Raw genomic sequence first — 20,815 nt, 5'->3', positions numbered from 1 at the left:
CCATCCCATGCCCACCTCCGTCGTCCTGTTCACCGCCGATCTGCGCCTGCACGACCACCCGCCGCTGCGCGCCGCCCTGGAGGGGGGCCACGAGGTGGTGCCGCTCTTCGTGCGCGACAGCGGCATCGCGGACCCGTTCCGCGGCGCGCCCAACCGGCTGGCCTTCCTCGACGACTGCCTGCGCGACCTGGACGCCGGCCTGCGCAGACGTGGCGGGCGGCTGGTGGTGCGCTCCGGGGACGTCGTCGAGGAGGTCTGCAAGGCGGTCACCGAGGCGGACGCCGACGACGTGCACATGGCAGCCGACGTGAGCGCCTACGCGCACCTGCGGGAGCGGCGGCTGCGCAGCGCACTGGAGGCCGAGGGACGGCGGCTGCACGTCCACGACACGGTGACGACGGCCGTGGCGCCCGGCGCGGTGACGCCCGCCTCCTCGGACCACTTCGCCGTGTTCACGCCGTACTTCCGCCAGTGGTCGGGGCGGCGGCTGCGGGACCCGCTCGGTGCGCCCCGGGCGGTACGCGTGCCGGCGGGCGTCGGCTCCGAGGAACTGCCGTCCCGGTCCACGGCGGGGGTGTCGCCGGGGCTGGCCGAGGGCGGCGAGACCCTGGGCCGCAAGCGGCTCGCCGCCTGGCTGCGCTCGGGGGTGGCCGCCTACGAGGACCGGCACGACGACATGGCCGGGGACGCCACCTCCCGGCTCTCGCCGTTCCTGCACTTCGGCACGCTGTCCCCGGTCGAGGTCGTCCACCGGGTCCGCCGGGTGGGCGGTCCCGGGGCGGAGGCGTTCGTGCGGCAGGTCGCCTGGCGGGACTTCCACCGCCAGGTGCTCGCGGCGCGGACGGACGCGGCCACGGCCGACTACCGGACCAAGCACGACCGCTGGCGGTCCGCGCGGACGGCGCGGGAGGACCTGGAGGCATGGCGGGAGGGCCGTACCGGATACCCGGTGGTCGACGCGGCGATGCGGCAGCTGCGCCACGAGGGGTGGATGCACAACCGGGCGCGGCTGCTCACCGCGAGCTTCCTCGCCAAGACGCTCTACGTGGACTGGCGCATCGGGGCCCGGCACTTCCTCGACCTGCTGGTCGACGGGGACATCGCCAACAACCAGCTGAACTGGCAGTGGGTGGCGGGAACCGGCACGGACACCCGCCCGAACCGGGTCCTCAACCCCCTGACACAGGGCAAGCGGCACGACCCCGACGGCGCGTACGTACGGCGATGGGTGCCGGAGCTGGCGGACATCGGGGGCGGGGCGGTGCACGAACCCTGGAAACTGCGCGGCCGGGACCGGTCGGCGGCGGCCGGCTACCCGGACCCGGTCGTGGACCTCGCGGAGGGCCTCGCCCGGTTCCGCCGCGCCCGGGGCCGCGAGTGACGAACGGCGGGCCACCGGAACCCGCCCGGCAGGCCCGGATGCCGCACCGACCGCACCGGCCGGCGCCGGGTGGTCAGCCCGAACCGCTCGACAGGAGGTCCAGCGCTTCCGTCAGAGTGGTGGGGCGGAACAGGCCGGGGGCCGGACGGCCCGCCCAGCCGGGGCCGCCGAGGACGACCAGCGGGTGCGCGCGGGCGCCCTTCACTCCCCACCGCATGTCCCCGATGTGCCGGGCCAGGGGCGGGCTCGCGGTGGAGCGTGCCTGCGCCCAGAGCACCACGGCGGCCGGTCCCAGCCGCCGTACCGCCGCGACCAGCGCCTCCGCGGGGACGGCGGCGCCGAACATCCGCGCGGGCACCCGGAGTTCACTCAGTGCCGCGTGCAGCGCCTCCAGGGGGAGGGTGTGCTGCTCGCCGGGTACGCAGGCGAGGATCACGGGTCCCGGGGCGGGCGGTCCGCCCACCGCGGCGGCGGGCCGGGTGTGGCGGCGCAGGGTGGTGGAGACGTGCCAGGACAGCAGATGCTCCACCTCCACGTAACGGTCCCCGGACGACGCCCACTTGCGGCCCACCGCGTGCAGCGTCGGCATCATCACCTCCTGCCAGGCGTTGACGACGCCGTACTCGGCGACGGCGGCGGCCAGTTGCTCCTCGACCGCGGGCGCGTCCAGGCGCACCGCGGCACGGGCGAGGCCGCGGCACTCGGTGCGGACGGCGGCGCCGAGCGGCAGCACCCCGCCGGACCGGGTGCGCGCGGCGGCCGTCCCGTCCGGCGTGTCGCGCGCCGGCGGGGCCGTGTCCGGTGCGCCGGGACGCGCCTCCCCTCCCTCGGCCGGGCCCTCCTCCCGCGCGGCGCGAGCCGCTTCCGCGGGCGGGACGCCGGCCGAGGTCAGCCGGCACATCGTCTCCAGCATCGCCACGTCGTGCGGGGTCCAGCGCCGGTGGCGCCCGTCGGCGCGGGCGGGGCCGATGCCGTAGCGACGGTCCCACGAGCGCAGGGTGGTCGGTGACAGGCCGAGCCTGCGGGCGAGGGCGCCGGTGGTCAGGGCCGGTACGGGAGACGCGGCGTCCGGTGCGGCGCGGCCCTGCTGGTCGTCCATGGCCCCGACGATACGACGCAGAAACGCTGCGCGTCGGGGCGCGGCGGCCGGGTCCGGCCCCGGGACGGGCATCGACCGTCGCGCAGGAACGACAACTGGACTCGGGCCTACACATAAAGGCTCAATAAGCGCAAACTGGGTAGGCAGTGCTTGTCGCACTCACACCAGACGTGGTCTGGCCTGCAAAGTCAAAGGAGACGAGTCATGGCCGACGTCTCTCACAGGGGTGATATGTCGACCCACCCCGATGTGTCCGAGATGCGGGCGCGGTACGCCCGGATGCTCGGCGGTCGTGATGTGGCGCTCGTGGACGGGCCGGTCTTCCTGCTCGGTCTGTACTGCGCGGCATCTCCGTGGATCGTGCACTACTCGTCGAGCCAGCCCGCACTCATGACCCACAACCTGATCATGGGGATAGCGATAGGCCTGCTCGCACTGGGATTCACCAGGGCCCCCGAACGGATGTACGGCCTCAGCTGGGCCATGTGCGCCATGGGCATCTGGATGATCATCGCTCCGTGGATCGTGGGCAGCAGCCCGGACGCCGGGGTGATCGTCAACAACATCGTCATCGGCGCGCTCGCGCTCGCCCTTGGACTGGTGTGCGCCGTCACGGCGATGAAGAGCCCCCCCAGGCCGTAGAAGCGAGGACCGAGGGAAGGAAGGACACGAAACACTGGAAATACAGGCACACGACAGAACAGGAATCCCGGAAGGCCGGCCCGCCCGTGCGGACCGGCCTTTCACGTGCCCGCTCAGTGGCCCGGGACCAGCCAGGGCTCCTGCGGCAGGGTGCGGCCGGTCTCCAGCAGCGACTTGAGGTTGGACAGCACGGCCGGCCAGCCCGAGGCCACGTCGGAGCGCTCCCCCTCGTCATTGAGGTCCTCGTGGACGACGGTCAGCCGGACGATGTCCTCGTAGGGCCGGATCTCGAAGGTGACCCGGGAGTGCCGGTCCTCCTGCTCCTTCCGGTCCGGTGCCGCCCAGGTGGTGACCAGCCGGGTGGGCGGCTCGCTCTCCACGACCCGGCCGACCACGTCGGCGATGCCGGAGCCGTCCGTGCGGACGTGTTCCCAGCGGGATCCGGGCCGCCAGTCGGAGACGTTCCGGTGGCCCCAGTAGGCGGCCGTGAGGTCGGCGTCGGTGAGCGCCTCCCAGACCTTCTCGGGGGTGCTCGCGATGTAGGTGACGTACACGAAACTCGGCTTGTCGGTCATGGCTTCCTCGGCTCGTCGCTTGAGGGCGCCGAGCGCTTGCAGGCGCGGGCGCTCGAACTTGTCGATCCACCGCTCCTGGATCTCGTGGAGCGGGACCGGATTGAGGTAGTGCAGCTTCTCCCGCCCCCGCCGCACCGTACCGATCAGGTTGGCGGCCTCCAGGAGGGCCAGGTGCTGGGTGACCGACTGGCGGGACATGGCGAAGTGCTCGCACAGCTCGCCCAGGCTCTGGCCGTTGTTCTCGTGGAGCCGGTCCAGCAGGCGTCTGCGGGTGTCGTCCGCAAGCGCCTTGAAGACCTTGTCCATCTCGCTGTCGCTCTCCGATCGCACACTCAACGTTATGCAGGCAATTACTTGCATGTCAATCGGCCGCGCAGGGCCTAACTCACCGCGACGACGGTGTACTCCTCGCTGATCTCCTTCGCCCCGAACGGCCACACCCTCTCCAGCCGGGCCCAGACCAGGAAGGCCACGCAGCCGAGGGCCAGCCAGGCCAGGGACCACTCGACGGGGTGGCGCCCCGGGGAGTTCTTGTCGGCGTACGCGTAGATCACGCACCAGCCGGCGAAGGCCAGGACGCTCGGCACCGGGTACAGCCACATCCGGTACGGGCGGGGCATCTCCGGCCGCCGCCTGCGCAGCACCGTCAGCGCGACGATCTGGGCCAGCGCCTGCACGAGGACCATCACCGTGGTGAGCAGCTGGATCAGCGTCGCGAGGTCGGTGTGGCGGCCGATCAGGAAGCCGACCGCGGTGATCACGCCCATGGTGGCGAGGCCCAGCATCGGGAAGCGGTGCCGGGGGTGCAGCTTCCCGTAGGGGCGGAAGAAGACCCGGTCGCGTGCGGCGTCGTAGGGCACTCGGGAGCCGCCCAGCAGGCCGGTGAACACGGAGGCGAACGCGGTGATCAGGATGAGTACGGTCACCACGTCGGCCGCGCCCCTGCCCCAGGTCTCCTCCAGCACCGCGGAGGCCACGGAGGTGGAGGCGATGTCGTGCGGGTCGGCCATCCGGTGCCAGTCGACGACACCGAGCGTGCCGATCTGGAGCAGCAGGTAGATCGCCATGATGCCCAGGATCGAGAAGACGATGGAGCGGGGCAGGACGCGGCCCGGGTCCTTGATCTCGGCGCCCATGTAGGCGGTGGTGTTGTAGCCGAGGTAGTCGTAGATGCCGATGGTCAGGCCCGCGGCGAAACCGAGCCAGAAGTGGTCGCTCGTCAGGTCGAAGGCGCCCGCCGGGTAGGTGAAGGCCCGGTGCGGGCTGAAGTCCGTCGCGGCGGCGGCGATCACCAGCAGGACCGAGGCGATCATCACGGTCCACATGACGGCGGTGATGCGCGCGATGTGCTCGATGCCGCGCCAGAGCAGGACGACGACCAGGGCGATGACACCCAGTCCGATCAGGTCGCCGGACGTCCGCCCGAGGTCGGGGGCGAGGTAGCCGAGGTACTGGACGAAACCGACCACGCCGGTGGACATGATCAGCGGGATGAACAGCATCGCCGTCCACACGAACAGGAACGGCACGAGGCGTCCGGTGCGGTACTGGAAGGCCTGGCGCAGATAGACGTAGCTGCCGCCGGAGCCGGGCATCGAGGCGCCCAGCTCGGCCCAGACCAGTCCGTCGCACAGCGCGAGGAGCGCGCCGGCGAGGAAACCGATGACCGCCTGCGGGCCGCCGAACGCGGCGACCATCAGCGGGATCGTCACGAACGGGCCGATGCCGCACATCTGGCTCATGTTGATGGCCGTCGCCTGGAACTGGCCGACGCGACGGACGAAGCCACCCGTGGGTGGCGGGCTACCGGACATGGGGACTCCTGACGCGGCGGGCGCTCGACGGCACCCGGCGGGGCCGACTGGCCGATAAAGTTAAGGAGCCTTACTAGAGGCGTCAAGTATGCGTCAGAAATGCACGAGAATGGTGCGATGCCCGTCAGCGACGCCGTGGAGCAGCAGGAACAGCCCTGGAGCCGCCGCCGCCTGCGCAGTACCAACGAGCGGCTGCTGCTGGACCGGCTGCGGAGCTCCGGTGCCGCGTCGCGTGCGCAACTGGCCCGGGAGACGGGCCTGTCGAAGCCGACGGTCTCCAGCGCGCTGGCCTCCCTGGAGGCGGCCGGCCTGGTCCGCGAGGCCGGCACCCACGCCCCCGAGCGCGGGCGCACCGCCGTGCTCTACGCCCCCGATCCGGCCGCCGGGTACGCGCTCGGCGTGGACATCGGCCGGGGCTGGCTGCGGGTGGCCGTGGTCGACCTGGACGGCACGGTCGCGGCCCGGGCCGACGTGCGCAACCGGGCCCGCGCCTCCGCCGCGCTCGCCGACCTGGTCGTGGGGACGGCCCGCCAGGTGGTGGAGAACTCGGGCGTGGACCCGGCCGAGGTGGTGCACGGCGTCGTCGGTACGCCCGGTGTGTACGACGAGCGGCAGCGCCGGGTGCGGTACGCGATGCACCTGCCGGGCTGGGGGCGCACCGGGATCGTCGACCGGATGCGCGAGGAGCTGGGCGTACCCCTGGAGGTGCACAACGACGCCAATCTGGCGGCGCTCGGCGAGTACACGTACGGCGTCGGTGAGGGCAGCCGGCTCTTCGCGTACATCCTCATAGGCACCGGCCTGGGCATGGGGGTCGTCAGCGAGGGGCGGCTGTTCACGGGAGCGCACGGGCTGGCCGGGGAGATCGGCTTCCTGCCCTGGCCGGGCCGGCAGAAGCCGGAGCGGCTGGAGGACGCGGTGTCGGGCGTGGCCGTGGTGGAGAGCGCCCGGCAGTTCGGGATGAGCGGGCAGCTGACCGCGAAGGCCGTGTTCGACGCGGCCCGGCGGGGCGATCCGGCCGCCGCGCGCGCCGTGGAGCTGGAGGGCGAGCGGATCGCGCACACCGTCGCGGCGGCCGCCGCCGTGCTCGACCCGGATCTGGTGGTGCTCGGCGGCGGTGTCGGGCACAGTGTCGACCTGCTGCTGCGGCCGGTCCGGGAGCACGTGCGCGCCCTCACCCCGCTGCGCCCGCGGATCGTGCCGAGCCGGCTCGGCGAGGACGCGGTGCTGCTGGGCGCGGTGGCCACGGCACTGGACACCGCGCGGGACGTGGTGTTCGAGCGCCGGACGGCCGGATCCTGACCCTCGCGGCGCCCGTCACGGCCGGGGTCGTTGACTGAGCCACCGGGGACACCTAGCGTGACCCGGATTAGTAAAGTTTCCTAACTTTACCGGCTGGAGACCCCTCGTGTTCCCTCGCCCCCCACACCGACGCCGGTACACCACCACCGCGCTGGTCGTCGGCCTGCTCTCCACGCTGACCTCCGGCGCCTGGGCCGGGAACCGGCAGCCGGCCGCACCGCACGGGCACGTCGCGGCCACCCGCGTCCCCTCCGCCGCCGGCTCGGCCACCCCGCTCGCCGGCTTCGCCGTCCAGTCCACGGCGAAGGTGAGCGACTCCCCCGAGGCGGTCTCCTCCCCGGGCTACCGGGCGGCCGGCTGGCACCCGGCGGGTCCGCGTTCGACGGTCCTGGCGGCACTGCTCGCCGACGGCGTGTACGCCGACCCGTTCCACTCCACGAACCTGCAGAAGATTCCCCGCGCGGACTTCCAGGTCCCCTGGTGGTACCGCTCGGACTTCACGGTCGAGGACACCGGCCGGCGCACCTCCCTCGACTTCAGCGGGGTCGTCTCGGCGGCCGACGTCTACGTCAACGGCGACCGGGTCGCGGCCGCCGCGGACGTGACGGGCGCCTACACCCACCACGAGCTGGACATCACCTCGCTGGTCAGGTCCGGCACCAACACGGTCGCCCTGCGCGTGCGCCCCAACGACCCGGACCAGGACCTGACGATGGGCTGGCTGGACTGGCTCCAGCCGCCCCCCGACCGGAACATGGGGCTCGTCCGCGACGTCCTGGTGCGCAGGGGCGGCCCGGTCGCGCTGCGCGACGCGCACGTGGTCACCGATCTGGCCGTCCCCTCGCTCGCCACCGCCGACCTGACGGTGAAGACCCAGGCCCGCAACGACTCCGGCGCGCCGGTCACCGCGGAGATCTCCGGCAGCGTCGGCGGGACGCACTTCACCCGGAGCGTGCCGCTGGCCGCCCACGAGACGAAGACCGTCACCTTCTCCCCCGCCGACGTGCCCGGCCTGCACCTCACCTCGCCGCGGGTGTGGTGGCCCGCCGGCATGGGCGGGCAGCCGCTGTACGACCTCGATCTCACCGCCGACGTCGCCGGCGGGACGTCGGACACCGCGCACCGGACCTTCGGCATCCGCGACGTGCGGGCGCCGCTGAACTCCGCCGGTGCCCGCCAGTACCGGATCAACGGCCGCAAGCTGCTGGTCAAGGGCGGCGGCTGGTCACCGGACGAGTTCCTGCGCTGGGACCGCACCTATGTCGAGGACCGCCTGAAGTACGCCGTCGACCTGGGCCTGAACACCCTCCGGCTGGAGGGCCACCTGGAGCCCGACGAGTTCTTCGACCTGGCCGACCGGTACGGCGTGCTGACGCTGCCGGGCTGGGAGTGCTGCGACAAGTGGGAGGGGCAGGTCAACCCCAGCGGGTCGGGGAAGAAGTGGACCGACGCCGACCACTCCGTGGCGAAGGCGTCCATGGCCGCCGAGGCCGCCCGGCTGCGCGGCCACCCGAGCGTGCTCTCCTTCCTGATCGGCAGCGACTCCGCCCCGGACGCGGCGATCGAGAAGGGCTACCTGGACGCCCTGAAGGCCGCCGACTGGCCGGTCCCCGTCGTGCCCGCCGCGTCCGACGCCTCCTCGCCCCAGCTGGGCGCGTCGGGCATGAAGATGACCGGGCCGTACGACTGGGTGCCGCCCGGCTACTGGTACGCCAAGCGGGAGGGCGGGGCCACCGGCTTCAACTCCGAGACCAGCGCCGGCCCCAGCATCCCCACGCTCGACACCCTGCGCCGGATGATGACGCCCGCGGAGCTCGACACCCTCTGGAAGGATCCGGGCGCCCGGCAGTACCACCGCTCCCCGTCCACGACGTTCGGCACGCTCAAGATCTACGACGACGCCCTCGCCCACCGCTACGGCCCACCCACGAGCCTCACCGACTACGTGCGCAAGGCGCAGCTCGCCCAGTACGAGAACGTCCGCGCCCAGTTCGAGGCCTACGGCCGCAACGCCGCCGACACCGACCGCCCCGCCACCGGGGTGATCCACTGGATGTTCAACAGCGGCTGGACGTCCCTGCACTGGCAGCTGGTGGACCGCTATCTCGACCAGAACGGCGCCTACTTCGGGGCGAAGAAGGCGAACGAGCCGCTGCACGTCCAGTACTCCTACGACGACCGCTCGGTCGTGGTGGTCAACAACCTGCACACCCCCGCCCAGGGCCTGACCGCACGGGCGACGCTGTTCGACCCGGACGGCACCCAGAGGTACGACCGCACCGTCACGGGCGTCTCGGTGGAGGGCGACGGGGCGCACGCGAAGCCCCTCACGCTGCCGTCCTCGGTGAGCGGTCTGAAGCCGACGTATCTGCTCCGCCTGGTGCTGACGGACGCGGCCGGCCGGGAGGTGAGCCGGAATGTCTACTGGCTCTCCGGCAAGGCCGACACCCTCGACTGGAACGGCACCACCTGGTACTACACGCCGACGACCAGCTCGGCGGATCTCACCGGGCTGGCCTCGATGGCACGGGTGCCGGTGGAGGCGACGGCCTCGACCGAGTCGTCCGGCGGTACGTCGACGACCACGGTGACCCTCCGCAACACGGTGGCCGGCACGACGCCGTCGCTGCTCACGGACGTCCGTGTGGTCGGCGGGCAGGGCGGTCCGGTCCTGCCGGTGCGCTGGTCCGACAACGACGTGAGCCTGTGGCCCGGCGAGTCGGTGACGCTGACCGCCACCTACCGGACGGCCGATCTGCACGGCTCGGCGCCGGGTGTGCGGGTCTCCGGGTGGAACACGGCGGAGCGGACGGTACCGGCCGCCTGACCGGAGCGGGGGTGGGCCGGGCGGGCCCACCCCCTCGGGGTTCAGCCGACGTCGAGCGCCGTGTCGTCGATGACGAACGACGTCGGGAGGGTGGAGCCCTCGGTGCCGGTGAACTTGATCGTGACGGTCTGGCCCGCGTAGCCCGCGAGGCTGAAGCCGCGCCGGGTGTAGCCGCTCGCCGCGTTCAGGTTCGAGTACGTCGCGAGGGTCGACAGCACGGTCCCGCCGCTGTTGAGGACCTGGACCTTCAGGGTGTCGTAGGCCGTCGAGGTGGTCGTCTCGTCGGTGTCGACGTGAAGGTAGAAGCCGAGGTCGGCGCTCGTGCATCCGGCGGGGACGGTCACCGTCTGGGCGAGGGTGTCGGTATGGGCCGAGCCGTAGCCGTTCAGCCACGCCTTGTAGGAGCCGGTGCGGGCGGCCTCGCCGGTGTCGTTCGTGATGACGCCGCTGGAGGCGGTCCAGGTGGTGGCGCCGGACTCGAAGCCGCTGTTGCCGAGGAGCTGGGCGGCGGTGCAGGTGCCGCCACCGCCGCCGCCGGTGGTGCCCGAACCGGCCAGCCAGGCGGTGGCGTTGAGGGCGAGGGGCGCGTTGGTGGCGGTGGAGTCGTGCCAGCCGTCGTACAGGGTGTTGCCGGACTGGCCGGTGCCGTCGTCGATCGGGGAGCTGTCGCCCCAGAAGGCGACCCGGCCGCTGCCGAAGGCGGACGTGGCGAAGAAGGCGCCGGTGTTGCCGGAGTAACCGGTGCGGTACAGCAGGCCCTTGACGGCCGGGTTGTCGGCGGGCTTGAGGGTGGCGGTGGTGCCGCTGGCGATCAGGCTCTTGGTGACCGTGCCGAAGGCGCCGTGCAGGACGGGGTCGCTGCTGTCGCTGATGGCCGCCGGGTGGTCGGAGCTGATGCTCAGCGTGTCGACGGAGAAGCCGAACGGGTCGGTGGAGTCGACGCTGTTGTTCGACATCAGGTCGTTGAAGATCTCGACCGCGTCGTAGCCGTCGTTGTTGCGGTCGGCGCCCGTGTGGTCGGAGATCATGAAGAGGCCGCCGCCGTTCTTCACGAAGTTCATGATCGCCGTCTTCTCGGCGCTGCTGAACATCGTGTTGGGCTCCGGCAGGACCAGCGTGTCGAAGTTCGACAGGTCGGTCGCCGACGCGCCGCCGTAGCTCAGGCTGGAGCCGGACGGCAGGGTCTTCTGGCTGTAGCCGCCGGCCTTCTGCAGGGCGACGCCCCACGAGGAGAGGGCGCCGGTCCAGTCGGTCTCGGCGGACGGGGTGGAGTTCTGCCCGAGCGGGTCGGGCTGGCTGGTGGAGATGATCCAGTCGGCGTTGCCGGCCGTCTCCGCATGGGCGTTGTCGAACAGGATGCGGTGCGTCGTCGCCGCGTGCGCGGGGGCGCCCGTGCCGACCTGGAGGGCCGCTCCGGTGAGGAGCAGCCCGAAGCCGGCGAGGGCGGTGGTGAGTCTGCGGCGGGATCTCCTGGATCCAAGCATCCGGCGAACCTCCATGAGGGGTGGGGAGAAGGCGGTGGGGGCGCCAAGTCTGCGCGCGTAGAACCCGCTTGAGGGTTCTACACGCGTCGATTGGTTGAAAGGTACATGGCATGAAGGCGCGGTGAACAGAAGTCGTGGCGGCATTCGGGGCGGCGTGCCCTCGGCCCGCAGCGGGCACATCCTCGGCAGCGGGGTTCGCCGCCGGGAGCGTGGAAGGGGAGAGCCATGGAGATCTCGGGCGTCGTCAGCGCCATCGTCATCGGGCTCGTCATCGGCGTACTGGGCAGGCTGGTCGTGCCGGGACGTCAGCACATCGGCGTGCTGTGGACCATCGCCGTCGGCATCGTCGCCGCGCTGCTGGGCGCGGCGATCGCCGCCGGGCTCGGAGTCGCGGACACCAACGGGCCGGACTGGATCGAGTGGTTCGTCCAGATCGCCCTGGCGGCCGTGGGCGTCGCGGCCCTCGACCGGGCCCGGGTCCGCCGCTAGGGGGCGGTCAACCGCCGTACAGGTAGGGGGTGGTGGTGCTGAGCGCGTGGAAGCCCAGGCGCTCCAGGATCGGGCGGCTCATGGGTGAGGCGTCGACCTGGAGGTAGCGGTACCCGCGGGCGGCGGCGACGCGGGCGCGGTGGGCGACCAGGGCGCAGTAGACACCCCGGCCCCGCCAGGCCTCGACGGTGCCGCCGCCCCACAGCCCGGCGAACCGGGTGCCGGGCACCAACTCCATGCGCGCGGCGCTGACGGCCTCGCCACCCGCGAGCGCGACCACGGCGACGACCGCCTCGGGGGCGGCCGCGAGGCCGTCGAGCAACCGGTGCCGCAGCCGGGTGCCGTCGGTCCCGAAGGCCCGCTCGTGGACGTCCACGACGAGGTCGACCCCGGCCGGGTCGGTGACCGCCACGAGCCGTACGCCGTCGGGCGGTTCGCCGTCCAGGACGAGCCGGGACACCTCGCCGATCATCAGCGTCTCCTCGGGCTCGGCCCGGAAGCCCGCGGCGGCGAGCCGGCGGCCGAGGTCCGCGGGCCGGTCGTGGCCGTACAGCTTCCACTCGAAGTCGCGGCCGAGGCCGGTGAAGCAGGCGATCTGGTCGTGGATCGCCCGGTCCGCGCCGGCCTCGTCCAGGCCTGACCAGAGCACGCCGTTCCAGCCCCGCTCGTCCGCGATCTGCCGTACCACCGCGCCGGTCCGCTCGATCCGTGCGGTGGGGCCGTCGGGCCGGGCGCCCTCGCGCATGTCGCGGTCGTACAGTGCGAGCACCGCCGTGTGATCCATGCGCCCCACTCCAGCACGCCCGTCCCGCGCCGGGCAACGGAGTCAGGGATGACCGGACGTGCCCGCCCCCGGCCGTACGGCGGCCAGATAGGTGCGGAGCCGGTCACGGTTGCGGGCGAGGCAGTCGATGCGGGCCTGGATGCGGTCGATGTGGTCCTGGAGCAGAGCGGCCGTCCGCGGGGTCACGCACTCCGCGGGCGGGTGCAGTTCGCCGGGCCCGGAGAGGTACGGCAGGATCGCGCGGATCATCTCGGTGGTGAGTCCGGAGTCGAGCAGGCCGCGGATCTGCCGGACGTCGGCGACCGAGGACTCGGGGTAGCTGCGGTAGCCGTTGCCGCCCCGGTCCGGGGACAGCAGTCCCTGCTCCTCGTAGTAGCGCAGCAGCCGGGTGGGGACGTCCGTCCGGCGCGAGAGCTCACCGATCCGCATGCCGACCTCCTGGGACCCGCTTGACCTTCACACTGATGTCAGACTTCCACCATGGTCGCATGACTGTGTCCTCCCAGGTCAAGGGCGGTGCGCTGCCGTGGCCGGGGCTGCTCGCCCTGTCCTGCGCCGCGTTCACCGCCGTTCTGACCGAGCTCCTTCCGGCCGGCCTGCTGCCCACGATGGCACCGGCCCTCGGCGTCACCGGATCCCGGATCGGCTTCCTCGTCACCGCCTACGCGGCCGCCTCCTTCCTGGCCGCGGTCCCGCTGACCGCCGCGCTGCGCGGACTGCCGCGGCGGCGGGTGCTGTGCGGTGCGCTGCTGGGGCTCGCCCTGAGCAACACACTGGTCGCGCTCTCCGGGTCGTACCCGCTCACCTTCGCGGCCCGGCTGCTCGCCGGGGCGACGGGCGGCACGCTGTGGGCGATGCTGGTCGGCTACGCGGCCCGTATGGTGCCGGCCGAGCGGCGCGGCCGGGCGATCGCCGTCGTCCTCGCCGGGATCACCCTGGCCCTGGCGTGCGGGCTGCCCGCCGGTACCGCGCTGGCGGGCGCGCTGGGCTGGCGGGCCGCGTTCGCCGTGCCGGCCCTGCTCGCCGTGCTGCTCGTCGGCTGGGTGCGGGCACGGGTGCCCGGCCTTCCCGGGGAACCCGCGCACGCGCGCGTGCCGGTCGCCCGCGTCGCTACGCGTCCGGGAATCCGCCCCGTGCTGGCCGTGACGCTGTTCCTGCTGCTGGGGCACCAGGTGATGTACACGTACGTCGCCCCGTTCGCCGCGCACTCCGGATACGGCCGTACGGACCTGCTGCTCGCGGTGTTCGGCGGCGCGACGGTGGCCGGGATCTGGGTCACGGGCCTGCTGGTCGACCGGTGGCCGCGCCGCACCCTGCTCGGGGCGCTGGCCCTGTTCGCCGGGGTGCTGCCGGTGCTGGCCGCGAGCGCCGGGCGGCCCGTTCCGCTGGTCGCCGCCGTATCGCTGTGGGGCGTGGCCTTCGGCGGGGCGCCGACCCTGATCCAGACCGCGCTGGTCGACGCCTCCGGTCCGGCCGACGCCGATGTGGCGACCTCGCTGCAGACCACGGTGTACAACATGGGCATCGCCGCCGGCTCGCTCACCGGCGGCCTGGCCCTGGACACGGCGGGCCCCGGGGCACTGCCCTGGACCGCCCTGCCCCCGGCCCTGCTGGCGCTCGCAACGGTCCTCGCCGCACGACGGCACGCCTTTCCCGCGCGGCGGCGCGGGGTCGTCGCGGAGGCAGGGCCGGGGGCCGGGGCGGCCTCGGTGGCCGTAACCCGCCCGGCCGGAGATCATGCCGTGAGGAGGTGCCCCGATGGTGCGGGACAGTGAGCTCGGACATCTGCGCCGCTGCGTGGAGCCGGCGGCCGAGGCGCTGGAGGCGGGGGACGAGCCCTTCGGCTCGGTGCTCGTGGCCGGCGAGTGGACGGTGCCGGCGGAGGACCGCAACCGGGTGGCCGGCGGCGACCGCACCCGGCACCCCGAGTTCGAACTGGCCCGCTGGGCCGCCGAGCGTCTCGCACCCGGCGAGCGTGCGGCGGCGACCGTGTACACCTCCGGCGAGCACTGCCCGATGTGCGCGGCGGCGCACGCCTGGGTGGGGCTCGGCCGGATCGTCTACGTCGCCTCCGCGGAGCAGCTCACGGGCTGGCTGGCCGAGCTGGGCGTGCCCGCGCCGCCGGTGCGACCCCTGCCCGTGCGGGAGGTCGCGCCCGGTGTGGCCGTCGAGGGCCCGGTTCCGGAGCCGGTGGCCGAGGTGCGGGAACTGCACCGCCGGTGCTGGGCACCGCGCGGGTGACACCGGCCGCGGTCAGCCCAGTTCGAGCGTGGAGACACCGAACACCCGCTCCCGCGCGTGCGCCCGCACCGGGCCGGTGTACATGCGGGCGGTCTCGAAGGAGGGCCGCAGTCCGGCCTCTTCGGCGAGGGCGACACCGGCCGCGTTCGGCTCGGGCACGTCGACGGCGACCTCGCGTCCGGCGGCGTCGGCGACGAGGGCGGAGAACAGGGCACGGGCGTCCTCGGCGGTGTCCGCGAAGAGGGGCCCGATGCGCAGGGTGTCGACGCCGGGGCGGATCACGCCGTACCCGGCGAGCCGGCCGCCGACGTGGCGGACGAAGGCGCGGTGGCCGGGGCCGGTGAGCCACTTGGCGAGGAAACGCGGACGGTCGGCCGGGCAGCAGGCACCGTCGTAGACCACGATGTCGGCGAGGTCGGCGGGACCCGCGGGCCGTACTCCCGGTGCCGACCGCGGCTCGTGGGTGATCCCGGTGAACCGGACGGTGCGGTGGGCGAGTTCGAAGCCGGACTGGCGGTAGTTGTCCTGCTGGGCGACGACGCCGTCCAGACCCACCGTGCGGTTGCCGGCGTGGGCCAGGGCGGTCTTCCAGGTGGTGAGGCCGTGGCCGTGGCCGCGCAGGTCGGGCCGGACGAGGTAGCAGCCGAGGAAGGCGTAGTCGGGGCCGTGGTTGACGACGGAGACGGCGGACACCGGCTCGCCGTCGATCCGGCCGAGGAAGAATCCGTCGGGATCCTGGGCGAAGAATGCGGGCCCGTCGGACAGTCCCGGATTCCAGCCCTCCGCCGCCGCCCACCCGCTGATCACCGGCCAGTCGGCGAGGGTGGCCTGTGTGACGACGAGGTCGTGGGGGGCCGCAGAGGTCATCGGTGCGCTCCGTTTCCTTCGGGGTCGGGATGCCGTGCGGAGCGGCCCCGGCCGGGGCCGCTCCGCACGGCATCCTTTCCGATCAACGACCGCGGCGCCATGAGGAGTTCGGCCGTCGTGCCCGGTGCGCGACGAAGCCCCACCGGGCCGCGGCCGGGGTGGGGCCTCGGAGCCTGACCGATCAGCGGGTGCGGTCCGGGCGGAAGCGGCGGTAGAGGACCGCGCCCGTGACGAGCAGCGCGGCGCTGCCGGCGACCGCGGGCGCCGTCAGATCCGCACCGGTGTGGGCCAGCGAGGCCCCGGCCGGCCGCGGGGCACGATGCGGGTGCGCCTTCACGGGGGCCGGCGGCCTCGGCGCCGGGGTGTGCGGGTGGCGCGGGGTGCGCGGCTGCTCGACGGGGCCGTTGACCGACTGGTTGCCGGTCGCGGGGTTGCCCACTCCGACGACGTCGACACTGTTCCCGCTGATGTTCACCGGCAGGTGGACGGGGAGCTGGACGGCGTTGCCGGACGCCACTCCCGGCGAGTCCTGCGCCGCGCCGTGGGCGGACGCCCCGCCGGACGAGGACGATCCGCTCTTTCCGGCGCCACCGGCGTTCGCGCAGGTGTTGCCCGCCGCCGGGTTGAGCAGCCCCACCACGTCCACGGTGTTGCCGCAGACGTTCACCGGTACGTCCACCGGGAGCTGGATGCCGTTGCCGGAGATCAGCCCGGGCGAGCCGACCGCGGCGCCGTCGGCCGAGGCGCCGTCCGCCGCGAAGGCGGCGGACACCGGGAGCGCCATGGCCATCGCGCCGGACGCGGCGGCGACGGCGATCACACCGTTTCGGGTAGCCCGTCTCATAGGTTCCCTGCCTTCCAGACATCGTCGCGGGCACTCACCCGCACCTCTTCAAACGCAGACGCACCATCCGAGTTATGGCTTATCGGCCTTTCACCCCATCGAGTGGCGGGCTTATCGAACTGGAGGGAAAGCCGACCAATGATCACCAACCGGAAGGCCGGGACGGAGGGTGCGAAGGGTACGGCACCGGGTGCCACTCCGCTCGTCGGGAGGCGGGTCCCGCGGGGCCCGCTTATGGTGATCCGAGGGCGCGGTCCCGGTCCGCGGGGGCGCCCCGGGAGGCGATCGATGCTGGTCAAGCTGTCCCCTCGGCCCGCTGTGCGGCGCTGCGCGGGCGCCGGGGCCCTCGCCCTGGCGCTCGTCGGGGCCGGGCTGCCCGCGGCCGCCGCCGAACAGCCGCAGCCGGACCTGTCGCGCTTCTACCGGCAGCACGTGAAGTGGGCCGCCTGCGAGACGCCCGACGTGCCGAAGGAACTCCAGTGCGGCAAGGTCACGGTGCCGGTCGACTACGCCCACCCGCGCGCGGGCACCCTGGACGTGGCGCTGGCCCGCTACCGCGCCACCGGCACGTCGCGCGGCTCGGTGCTGCTGAACTTCGGCGGCCCGGGCGGTGCGGGCGTCAACGAACTCGCCGACGACGGCCGGCAGTTCATGGACCTGACCAACGGCTACGACGTCGTCACCTTCGACCCCCGCGGGGTCGGCCGCTCCTCCCCCGTCAGCTGCGGCGACGGCACCGACGACACCGCGGCGCCGACCGGCCGGCAGCCGGACATCGATCATCCGCAGGCGCTGTTCAAGCAGTTGCGGCGGGCCGCCGACGCGTGCGCCCGGCACTCGGGCCCGGTGCTGCCGCACATAGGCACCGTGAACGCCGCCCACGACATGGACGTCATCCGCCAGGCACTCGGTGACAAGAAGCTCAACTACCTCGGTTTCTCCTACGGAACGCGGCTCGGCGCGGTGTACGCGGCGCAGTTCCCGCACCACGTCGGCCGGCTGGTCCTGGACGGGGTGGACACCCTGACCGAGTCGCTGTCCGAGCAGGGAGTGGCGGGTGCCCAGGGGCAGCAGACCGCGCTGGACGACTTCCTGGACTGGTGTACGACGGACATCGCGTGTCCGTTCGGGACCGACCGGCGTGCGGCGGGCGACGAGGTGGTCCGGATCGTGCGCTCGCTCGACGAGAACCCGGTGCCGACGGATCTCGGCGGCTCGTTCTCCGGCCAGGACCTGGTGGGCGCCCTCGCGCAGGCCCTCTACAGCCGGGACCTGTGGCCCTCCCTGGAGCGGGCGCTGGCCTCGCTGGTGGAGGACGGCGACACCCGGGGCGTACTGAACTTCGCCGGCGGCGGCATCGGCGTGCACGGGGCACGGCACCGCGGTGACGGCGGGCTCGTGGACGCCGACGAGGTGCCGGCGGACAACCTGTCGGCCGCCCTGATGGCGATCAACTGCGCGGACGACCCCGACCGGCCCGACGAGCAGCGGATCACCGCGGACCTGCGGGAACTGCGGGCCGCCTACGACCGGGCGTCACCGGTCTTCGGCCGCTACCGGCTCACCCAGTTGCTGATGTGCTTCGGCCGCCCCCGGGGCACGGACTTCATCCGCGACCGGGTCAAGGACGTCGACGCGGCCAAGATGCTGCTGGTGGGCACACGCGGCGACCCGGCGACGCCGTACCGGTGGACCGTCGAGACGGCGAAGCGGCTCGGTCCGTCGGCCGTGGTCCTCGACAACAAGGGCGAGGGCCACACCGGGTACTCGTCCTCCACCTGTGTGCACCGCAGGATCAACGACTTCCTGCTCTACGGATCCCTGCCGCCGAACGGCAGCTCCTGCCCGGCGAACGGGAAGGACTGGAGCGCCGGCGTGGGCACCTCCGACTGAGAGGGGCGAACACCCCGACGAGTGACAGGAACCACCCGAGCGGGTATCGGACGCGAATCCGTGACAACCGTCCGGATTCCCCGGCGGTCTCACCGGGCAGGCGAGCCTCGGCCGCCCGTTCCCGTACGTGACCCGACAGGGGGAAACACCATGCACCTGCGCGCCACCATCGCCGTGTCCGCCGCCTCGGCCGCCACCGCCGCCCTGCTGCTGACCGCGCCGCAGAGTCAGGCCGCCACCGGGCGGGCCCCGGCCTCGCCCTGCGCCGAGAAGGCGCTGACGGTCCGGGCCAAGGCCGTCGCCGCCGACCGGACCGTGGTGCGGATGAGCGTCACCAACCGCGGTGCCCGCGCCTGTGCCGTGGACCGGGTACCCACGGTGACCTTCGGGGACCTGGACGGGGCCGCGCTGCCCGTGCCGGCGGGCGGCGCCGCCGCCTACCGGCTCGCGGCGGGCGGCACCGCCTACGCGGACGTCCGCACCATCGGCGACCCGGCGGACCCCGAGGCCCGCCGGACGGACTCGCTGACCGTCGCCGCGTCGGCCGCGCACTGGGGCCGCTCCTTCACCGCCGCGCGGCTCGGCACGGGCAGGAAGGTCCTGGTGTGGGAACCGGTGACGACGTGGTGGAAGGCGTCGGCGGCGGCCGCCGACCGGGCCATCGGCCTCAGCTGAGCTCCAGCTCGGGCGTGTACAGGTCGAGCCAGCGGGCGAGGTCCAGGGTGCGCTCCAGGCCGCGCCGGGCCCACTGGCTGCCCACCGGTTCCTGCCGCTCGGCCGCCCGGCGGACGCGGTCCCGGTCGACCAGGTCGAAGACGCGGTGGGAGGGCCGGGAGAGCAGGTCCTTGGCCTGCTCCTGGAGCGCGCGGGCGTACCGCGGGTCCTGGGTGGACGGGTAGGGGCTCTTGACCCGGTCGTACACCGAGCGCGGCAGCACGTCCGCCGCGGCCTCCCGCAGCAGGCTCTTCTCCCGGCCGTCGAAGGACTTCAGCGCCCAGGGGGCGTTGTAGACGTACTCGACCAGCCGGTGGTCGCAGAACGGCACCCGGACCTCCAGGCCGACGGCCATGCTCATCCGGTCCTTGCGGTCCAGCAGGGCACGGACGAAGCGGGTCAGGTGCAGATGGCTCATGCGCCGCATGCGGTACTCGAAGTCGCTCTCGCCCTCCAGCCGGTCGACCCGGGCGGCGGCGGCCCGGTAGCCGTCGGCGGCGTACCCCGCCAGGTCCAGCGACTTGGCGAGGTCGGGACGGAGCACGTCGGAGTCGTTGCCGAAGTGGCGGCCCATGTGCACCAGCCAGGGGAAGGTGTCGGCGGCGCGCGCCTCCTCGTCGAAGAACTGGAGGTAGCCGCCGAAGACCTCGTCGGCGGACTCGCCGGACAGGGCGACGGTGGACTTCTCACGGACGGCGCGGAAGAGCAGCAGCAGCGAGGTGTCCATGTCACCGAAGCCGGCGGGCAGGTCGCGGGCGCGGATCACCTGGTCGCGCAGGGCGGGGTCGGCGAGGGAGTCCGCGTCGAGCACGATGTCCCGGTGGTCGGTGCCGGCGTACCCGACCACGTCGTGCACGAAGGGGGTGTCGGGGGTGCCACGCAGTTCGTCGGCGACGAAGTGGTCCGCCTGGCCGACGAAGTCGACGGCGAAGCTGCGCACCTTCTCGCCGTGCTCGGCGAGCCGGCGGGCGGCGAGCGCGGTCATCACGGAGGAGTCGAGGCCGCCGGAGAGCAGGGTGCAGCGCGGTACGTCGGCGACGAGCTGCCGGCGCACGATGTCGTCCAGGAGGGTGCGCACGGTCGCGATCGTGGTGTCGCGGTCGTCGGTGTGCGGGCGGGTCTCCAGCCGCCAGTAGGCGCGGGTGGTGAGGCCGGAGCGGTCCACGGTGACGACGGTGCCGGGTTCCACCTCGCGCATGCCGTCCCAGATCGCGTGGCCGGGCGTCTTGACCAGGACGAACAGTTCGCGCAGGCCGTCCAGTGAGACGCGGGGGCGGGCCAGCGGGTTGGCGAGGACCGCCTTGGGCTCGGAGCCGAAGAGGACGCCGTCGGGGGTCGGGTGGTAGTAGAAGGGCTTGATGCCCATGCGGTCGCGGATCATGACGAGCTTGTCGTGGCGGCCGTCCCAGACGGCGAACGCGTACATGCCGTTGAGGCGTTCGGCGACCGCGTCACCCCACTCGAGGTAGCCGTGCAGGACGACCTCGGTGTCGGAGTCGGTGGTGAACCGATGGCCGCGGCCCTCGAGCTCCCGGCGCAGCTCGGTGAAGTTGTACGCCTCCCCGGAGTAGACCAGGGCGACGGTCCCCCCGGGGGTCTGCACGGACATCGGCTGACGGCCGCCGGGGAGATCGATGACGGCGAGCCGGCGGTGACCGAGCGCGGCGGGCCCCTCGGCCCAGATGCCGCGGTCGTCCGGGCCCCGGCAGGCCATCGTCTCGGTCATCGCATGCAAGGTGGGTGCCTCGGCGGTCAGGTCGCGGTCGTAGGAGACCCATCCGGTGATGCCGCACATGCGCTACCTCCTGCCTCCGGCCCGCCCCGGGACCGCCACCCGCCCGCACCTTCAGGCGGGTGGG

At 73.2% G+C, this 20,815-nt stretch carries 18 protein-coding genes; 9 read left to right on the top strand and 9 right to left on the bottom strand.

Going from position 1 to position 20,815, the window contains the following annotated elements; translation table 11 throughout:
• The first annotated feature begins 7 nt into the window (after positions 1–7).
• On the top strand, positions 8–1,381 hold the full coding sequence (locus tag BLW57_RS35110; protein ID WP_093479733.1) for a cryptochrome/photolyase family protein: 1,374 nt from the start codon (positions 8–10) through the stop codon (positions 1,379–1,381).
• 73 nt (positions 1,382–1,454) lie between these two features.
• Here the strand turns inward: BLW57_RS35110 and BLW57_RS35105 are convergent, their stop codons facing one another.
• Positions 1,455–2,480, bottom strand: a complete 1,026-nt coding sequence (locus tag BLW57_RS35105; protein ID WP_093479732.1) for a MerR family transcriptional regulator — start codon at positions 2,478–2,480, stop codon at positions 1,455–1,457.
• A 204-nt stretch (positions 2,481–2,684) separates the two neighbouring features.
• Between BLW57_RS35105 and BLW57_RS35100 the strand changes: the two genes are divergently transcribed.
• On the top strand, positions 2,685–3,122 hold the full coding sequence (locus BLW57_RS35100; protein ID WP_093479731.1) for an SPW repeat protein: 438 nt from the start codon (positions 2,685–2,687) through the stop codon (positions 3,120–3,122).
• Between the two features lie 113 nt (positions 3,123–3,235).
• Here BLW57_RS35100 and BLW57_RS35095 read toward each other — a convergent pair whose 3' ends face one another.
• Both BLW57_RS35095 and BLW57_RS35090 read right to left on the bottom strand, forming a co-directional pair.
• Positions 3,236–4,003 carry an ArsR/SmtB family transcription factor gene (locus tag BLW57_RS35095; RefSeq protein ID WP_093479730.1) on the bottom strand — a complete coding sequence of 256 codons (768 nt, stop codon included), beginning with the start codon at positions 4,001–4,003 and terminating at the stop codon, positions 3,236–3,238.
• A 74-nt stretch (positions 4,004–4,077) separates the two neighbouring features.
• On the bottom strand, positions 4,078–5,511 hold the full coding sequence (locus BLW57_RS35090) for an APC family permease (protein ID WP_093479729.1): 1,434 nt from the start codon (positions 5,509–5,511) through the stop codon (positions 4,078–4,080).
• A 117-nt stretch (positions 5,512–5,628) separates the two neighbouring features.
• Between BLW57_RS35090 and BLW57_RS35085 the strand changes: the two genes are divergently transcribed.
• The gene (locus BLW57_RS35085; protein ID WP_093481046.1) at positions 5,629–6,813 is read left to right on the top strand and encodes an ROK family transcriptional regulator; all 1,185 of its coding nucleotides are present in this window, start codon (positions 5,629–5,631) and stop codon (positions 6,811–6,813) included.
• 106 nt (positions 6,814–6,919) lie between these two features.
• Positions 6,920–9,640 carry a glycoside hydrolase family 2 protein gene (locus BLW57_RS35080; RefSeq protein ID WP_093479728.1) on the top strand — a complete coding sequence of 907 codons (2,721 nt, stop codon included), beginning with the start codon at positions 6,920–6,922 and terminating at the stop codon, positions 9,638–9,640.
• 41 nt (positions 9,641–9,681) lie between these two features.
• Here the strand turns inward: BLW57_RS35080 and BLW57_RS35075 are convergent, their stop codons facing one another.
• Positions 9,682–11,124, bottom strand: a complete 1,443-nt coding sequence (locus BLW57_RS35075) for a hydrolase (protein WP_093479727.1) — start codon at positions 11,122–11,124, stop codon at positions 9,682–9,684.
• Positions 11,125–11,349: 225 nt separating this feature from the next.
• Between BLW57_RS35075 and BLW57_RS35070 the strand changes: the two genes are divergently transcribed.
• Entirely contained in the window at positions 11,350–11,613 is a 264-nt protein-coding gene (locus BLW57_RS35070) for a GlsB/YeaQ/YmgE family stress response membrane protein (protein ID WP_093479726.1), read from the top strand.
• Between the two features lie 7 nt (positions 11,614–11,620).
• Here the strand turns inward: BLW57_RS35070 and BLW57_RS35065 are convergent, their stop codons facing one another.
• Both BLW57_RS35065 and BLW57_RS35060 read right to left on the bottom strand, forming a co-directional pair.
• Positions 11,621–12,397: a GNAT family N-acetyltransferase gene (locus BLW57_RS35065; protein WP_093479725.1), complete on the bottom strand. Its 777-nt coding sequence runs from the start codon at positions 12,395–12,397 to the stop codon at positions 11,621–11,623.
• Between the two features lie 42 nt (positions 12,398–12,439).
• Positions 12,440–12,826, bottom strand: a complete 387-nt coding sequence (locus BLW57_RS35060; RefSeq protein WP_093479724.1) for a MerR family transcriptional regulator — start codon at positions 12,824–12,826, stop codon at positions 12,440–12,442.
• 59 nt (positions 12,827–12,885) lie between these two features.
• On the opposite strand from BLW57_RS35060, the gene BLW57_RS35055 reads away from it, so the two are divergent.
• Complete coding sequence (locus BLW57_RS35055) at positions 12,886–14,172, top strand: MFS transporter (RefSeq protein WP_093479723.1); 1,287 nt, start codon at positions 12,886–12,888, stop codon at positions 14,170–14,172.
• Complete coding sequence (locus BLW57_RS35050) at positions 14,156–14,638, top strand: nucleoside deaminase (protein WP_093479722.1); 483 nt, start codon at positions 14,156–14,158, stop codon at positions 14,636–14,638. The genes BLW57_RS35055 and BLW57_RS35050 overlap by 17 nt, the downstream gene beginning before the upstream one ends.
• 12 nt (positions 14,639–14,650) lie before the next feature.
• On the opposite strand, the gene BLW57_RS35045 is transcribed toward BLW57_RS35050, so the two are convergent.
• Positions 14,651–15,505, bottom strand: a complete 855-nt coding sequence (locus BLW57_RS35045; protein ID WP_093479721.1) for a GNAT family N-acetyltransferase — start codon at positions 15,503–15,505, stop codon at positions 14,651–14,653.
• 181 nt (positions 15,506–15,686) lie between these two features.
• A complete protein-coding gene (locus tag BLW57_RS42915; RefSeq protein ID WP_093479720.1) occupies positions 15,687–16,325 on the bottom strand; it encodes a chaplin in 639 nt (212 codons plus the stop codon).
• Between the two features lie 312 nt (positions 16,326–16,637).
• Between BLW57_RS42915 and BLW57_RS35035 the strand changes: the two genes are divergently transcribed.
• Entirely contained in the window at positions 16,638–18,242 is a 1,605-nt protein-coding gene (locus BLW57_RS35035) for an alpha/beta hydrolase (RefSeq protein WP_093479719.1), read from the top strand.
• Between the two features lie 150 nt (positions 18,243–18,392).
• Positions 18,393–18,917, top strand: a complete 525-nt coding sequence (locus BLW57_RS35030) for a DUF4232 domain-containing protein (RefSeq protein WP_093479718.1) — start codon at positions 18,393–18,395, stop codon at positions 18,915–18,917.
• Here BLW57_RS35030 and asnB read toward each other — a convergent pair.
• A complete protein-coding gene (gene asnB, locus BLW57_RS35025; RefSeq protein WP_093479717.1) occupies positions 18,910–20,751 on the bottom strand; it encodes an asparagine synthase (glutamine-hydrolyzing) in 1,842 nt (613 codons plus the stop codon). The two genes, BLW57_RS35030 and asnB, sit on opposite strands and share 8 nt — an antisense overlap.
• Between the last annotated feature and the right edge of the window lie 64 nt (positions 20,752–20,815).

Source organism: Streptomyces sp. 1222.5 (genome assembly GCF_900105245.1).
GTDB lineage: Bacteria > Actinomycetota > Actinomycetes > Streptomycetales > Streptomycetaceae > Streptomyces > Streptomyces albidocamelliae.
The sequence above is the reverse complement of the archived record's forward strand: the minus strand, read 5'-3'. Positions and strand labels throughout refer to the sequence as shown.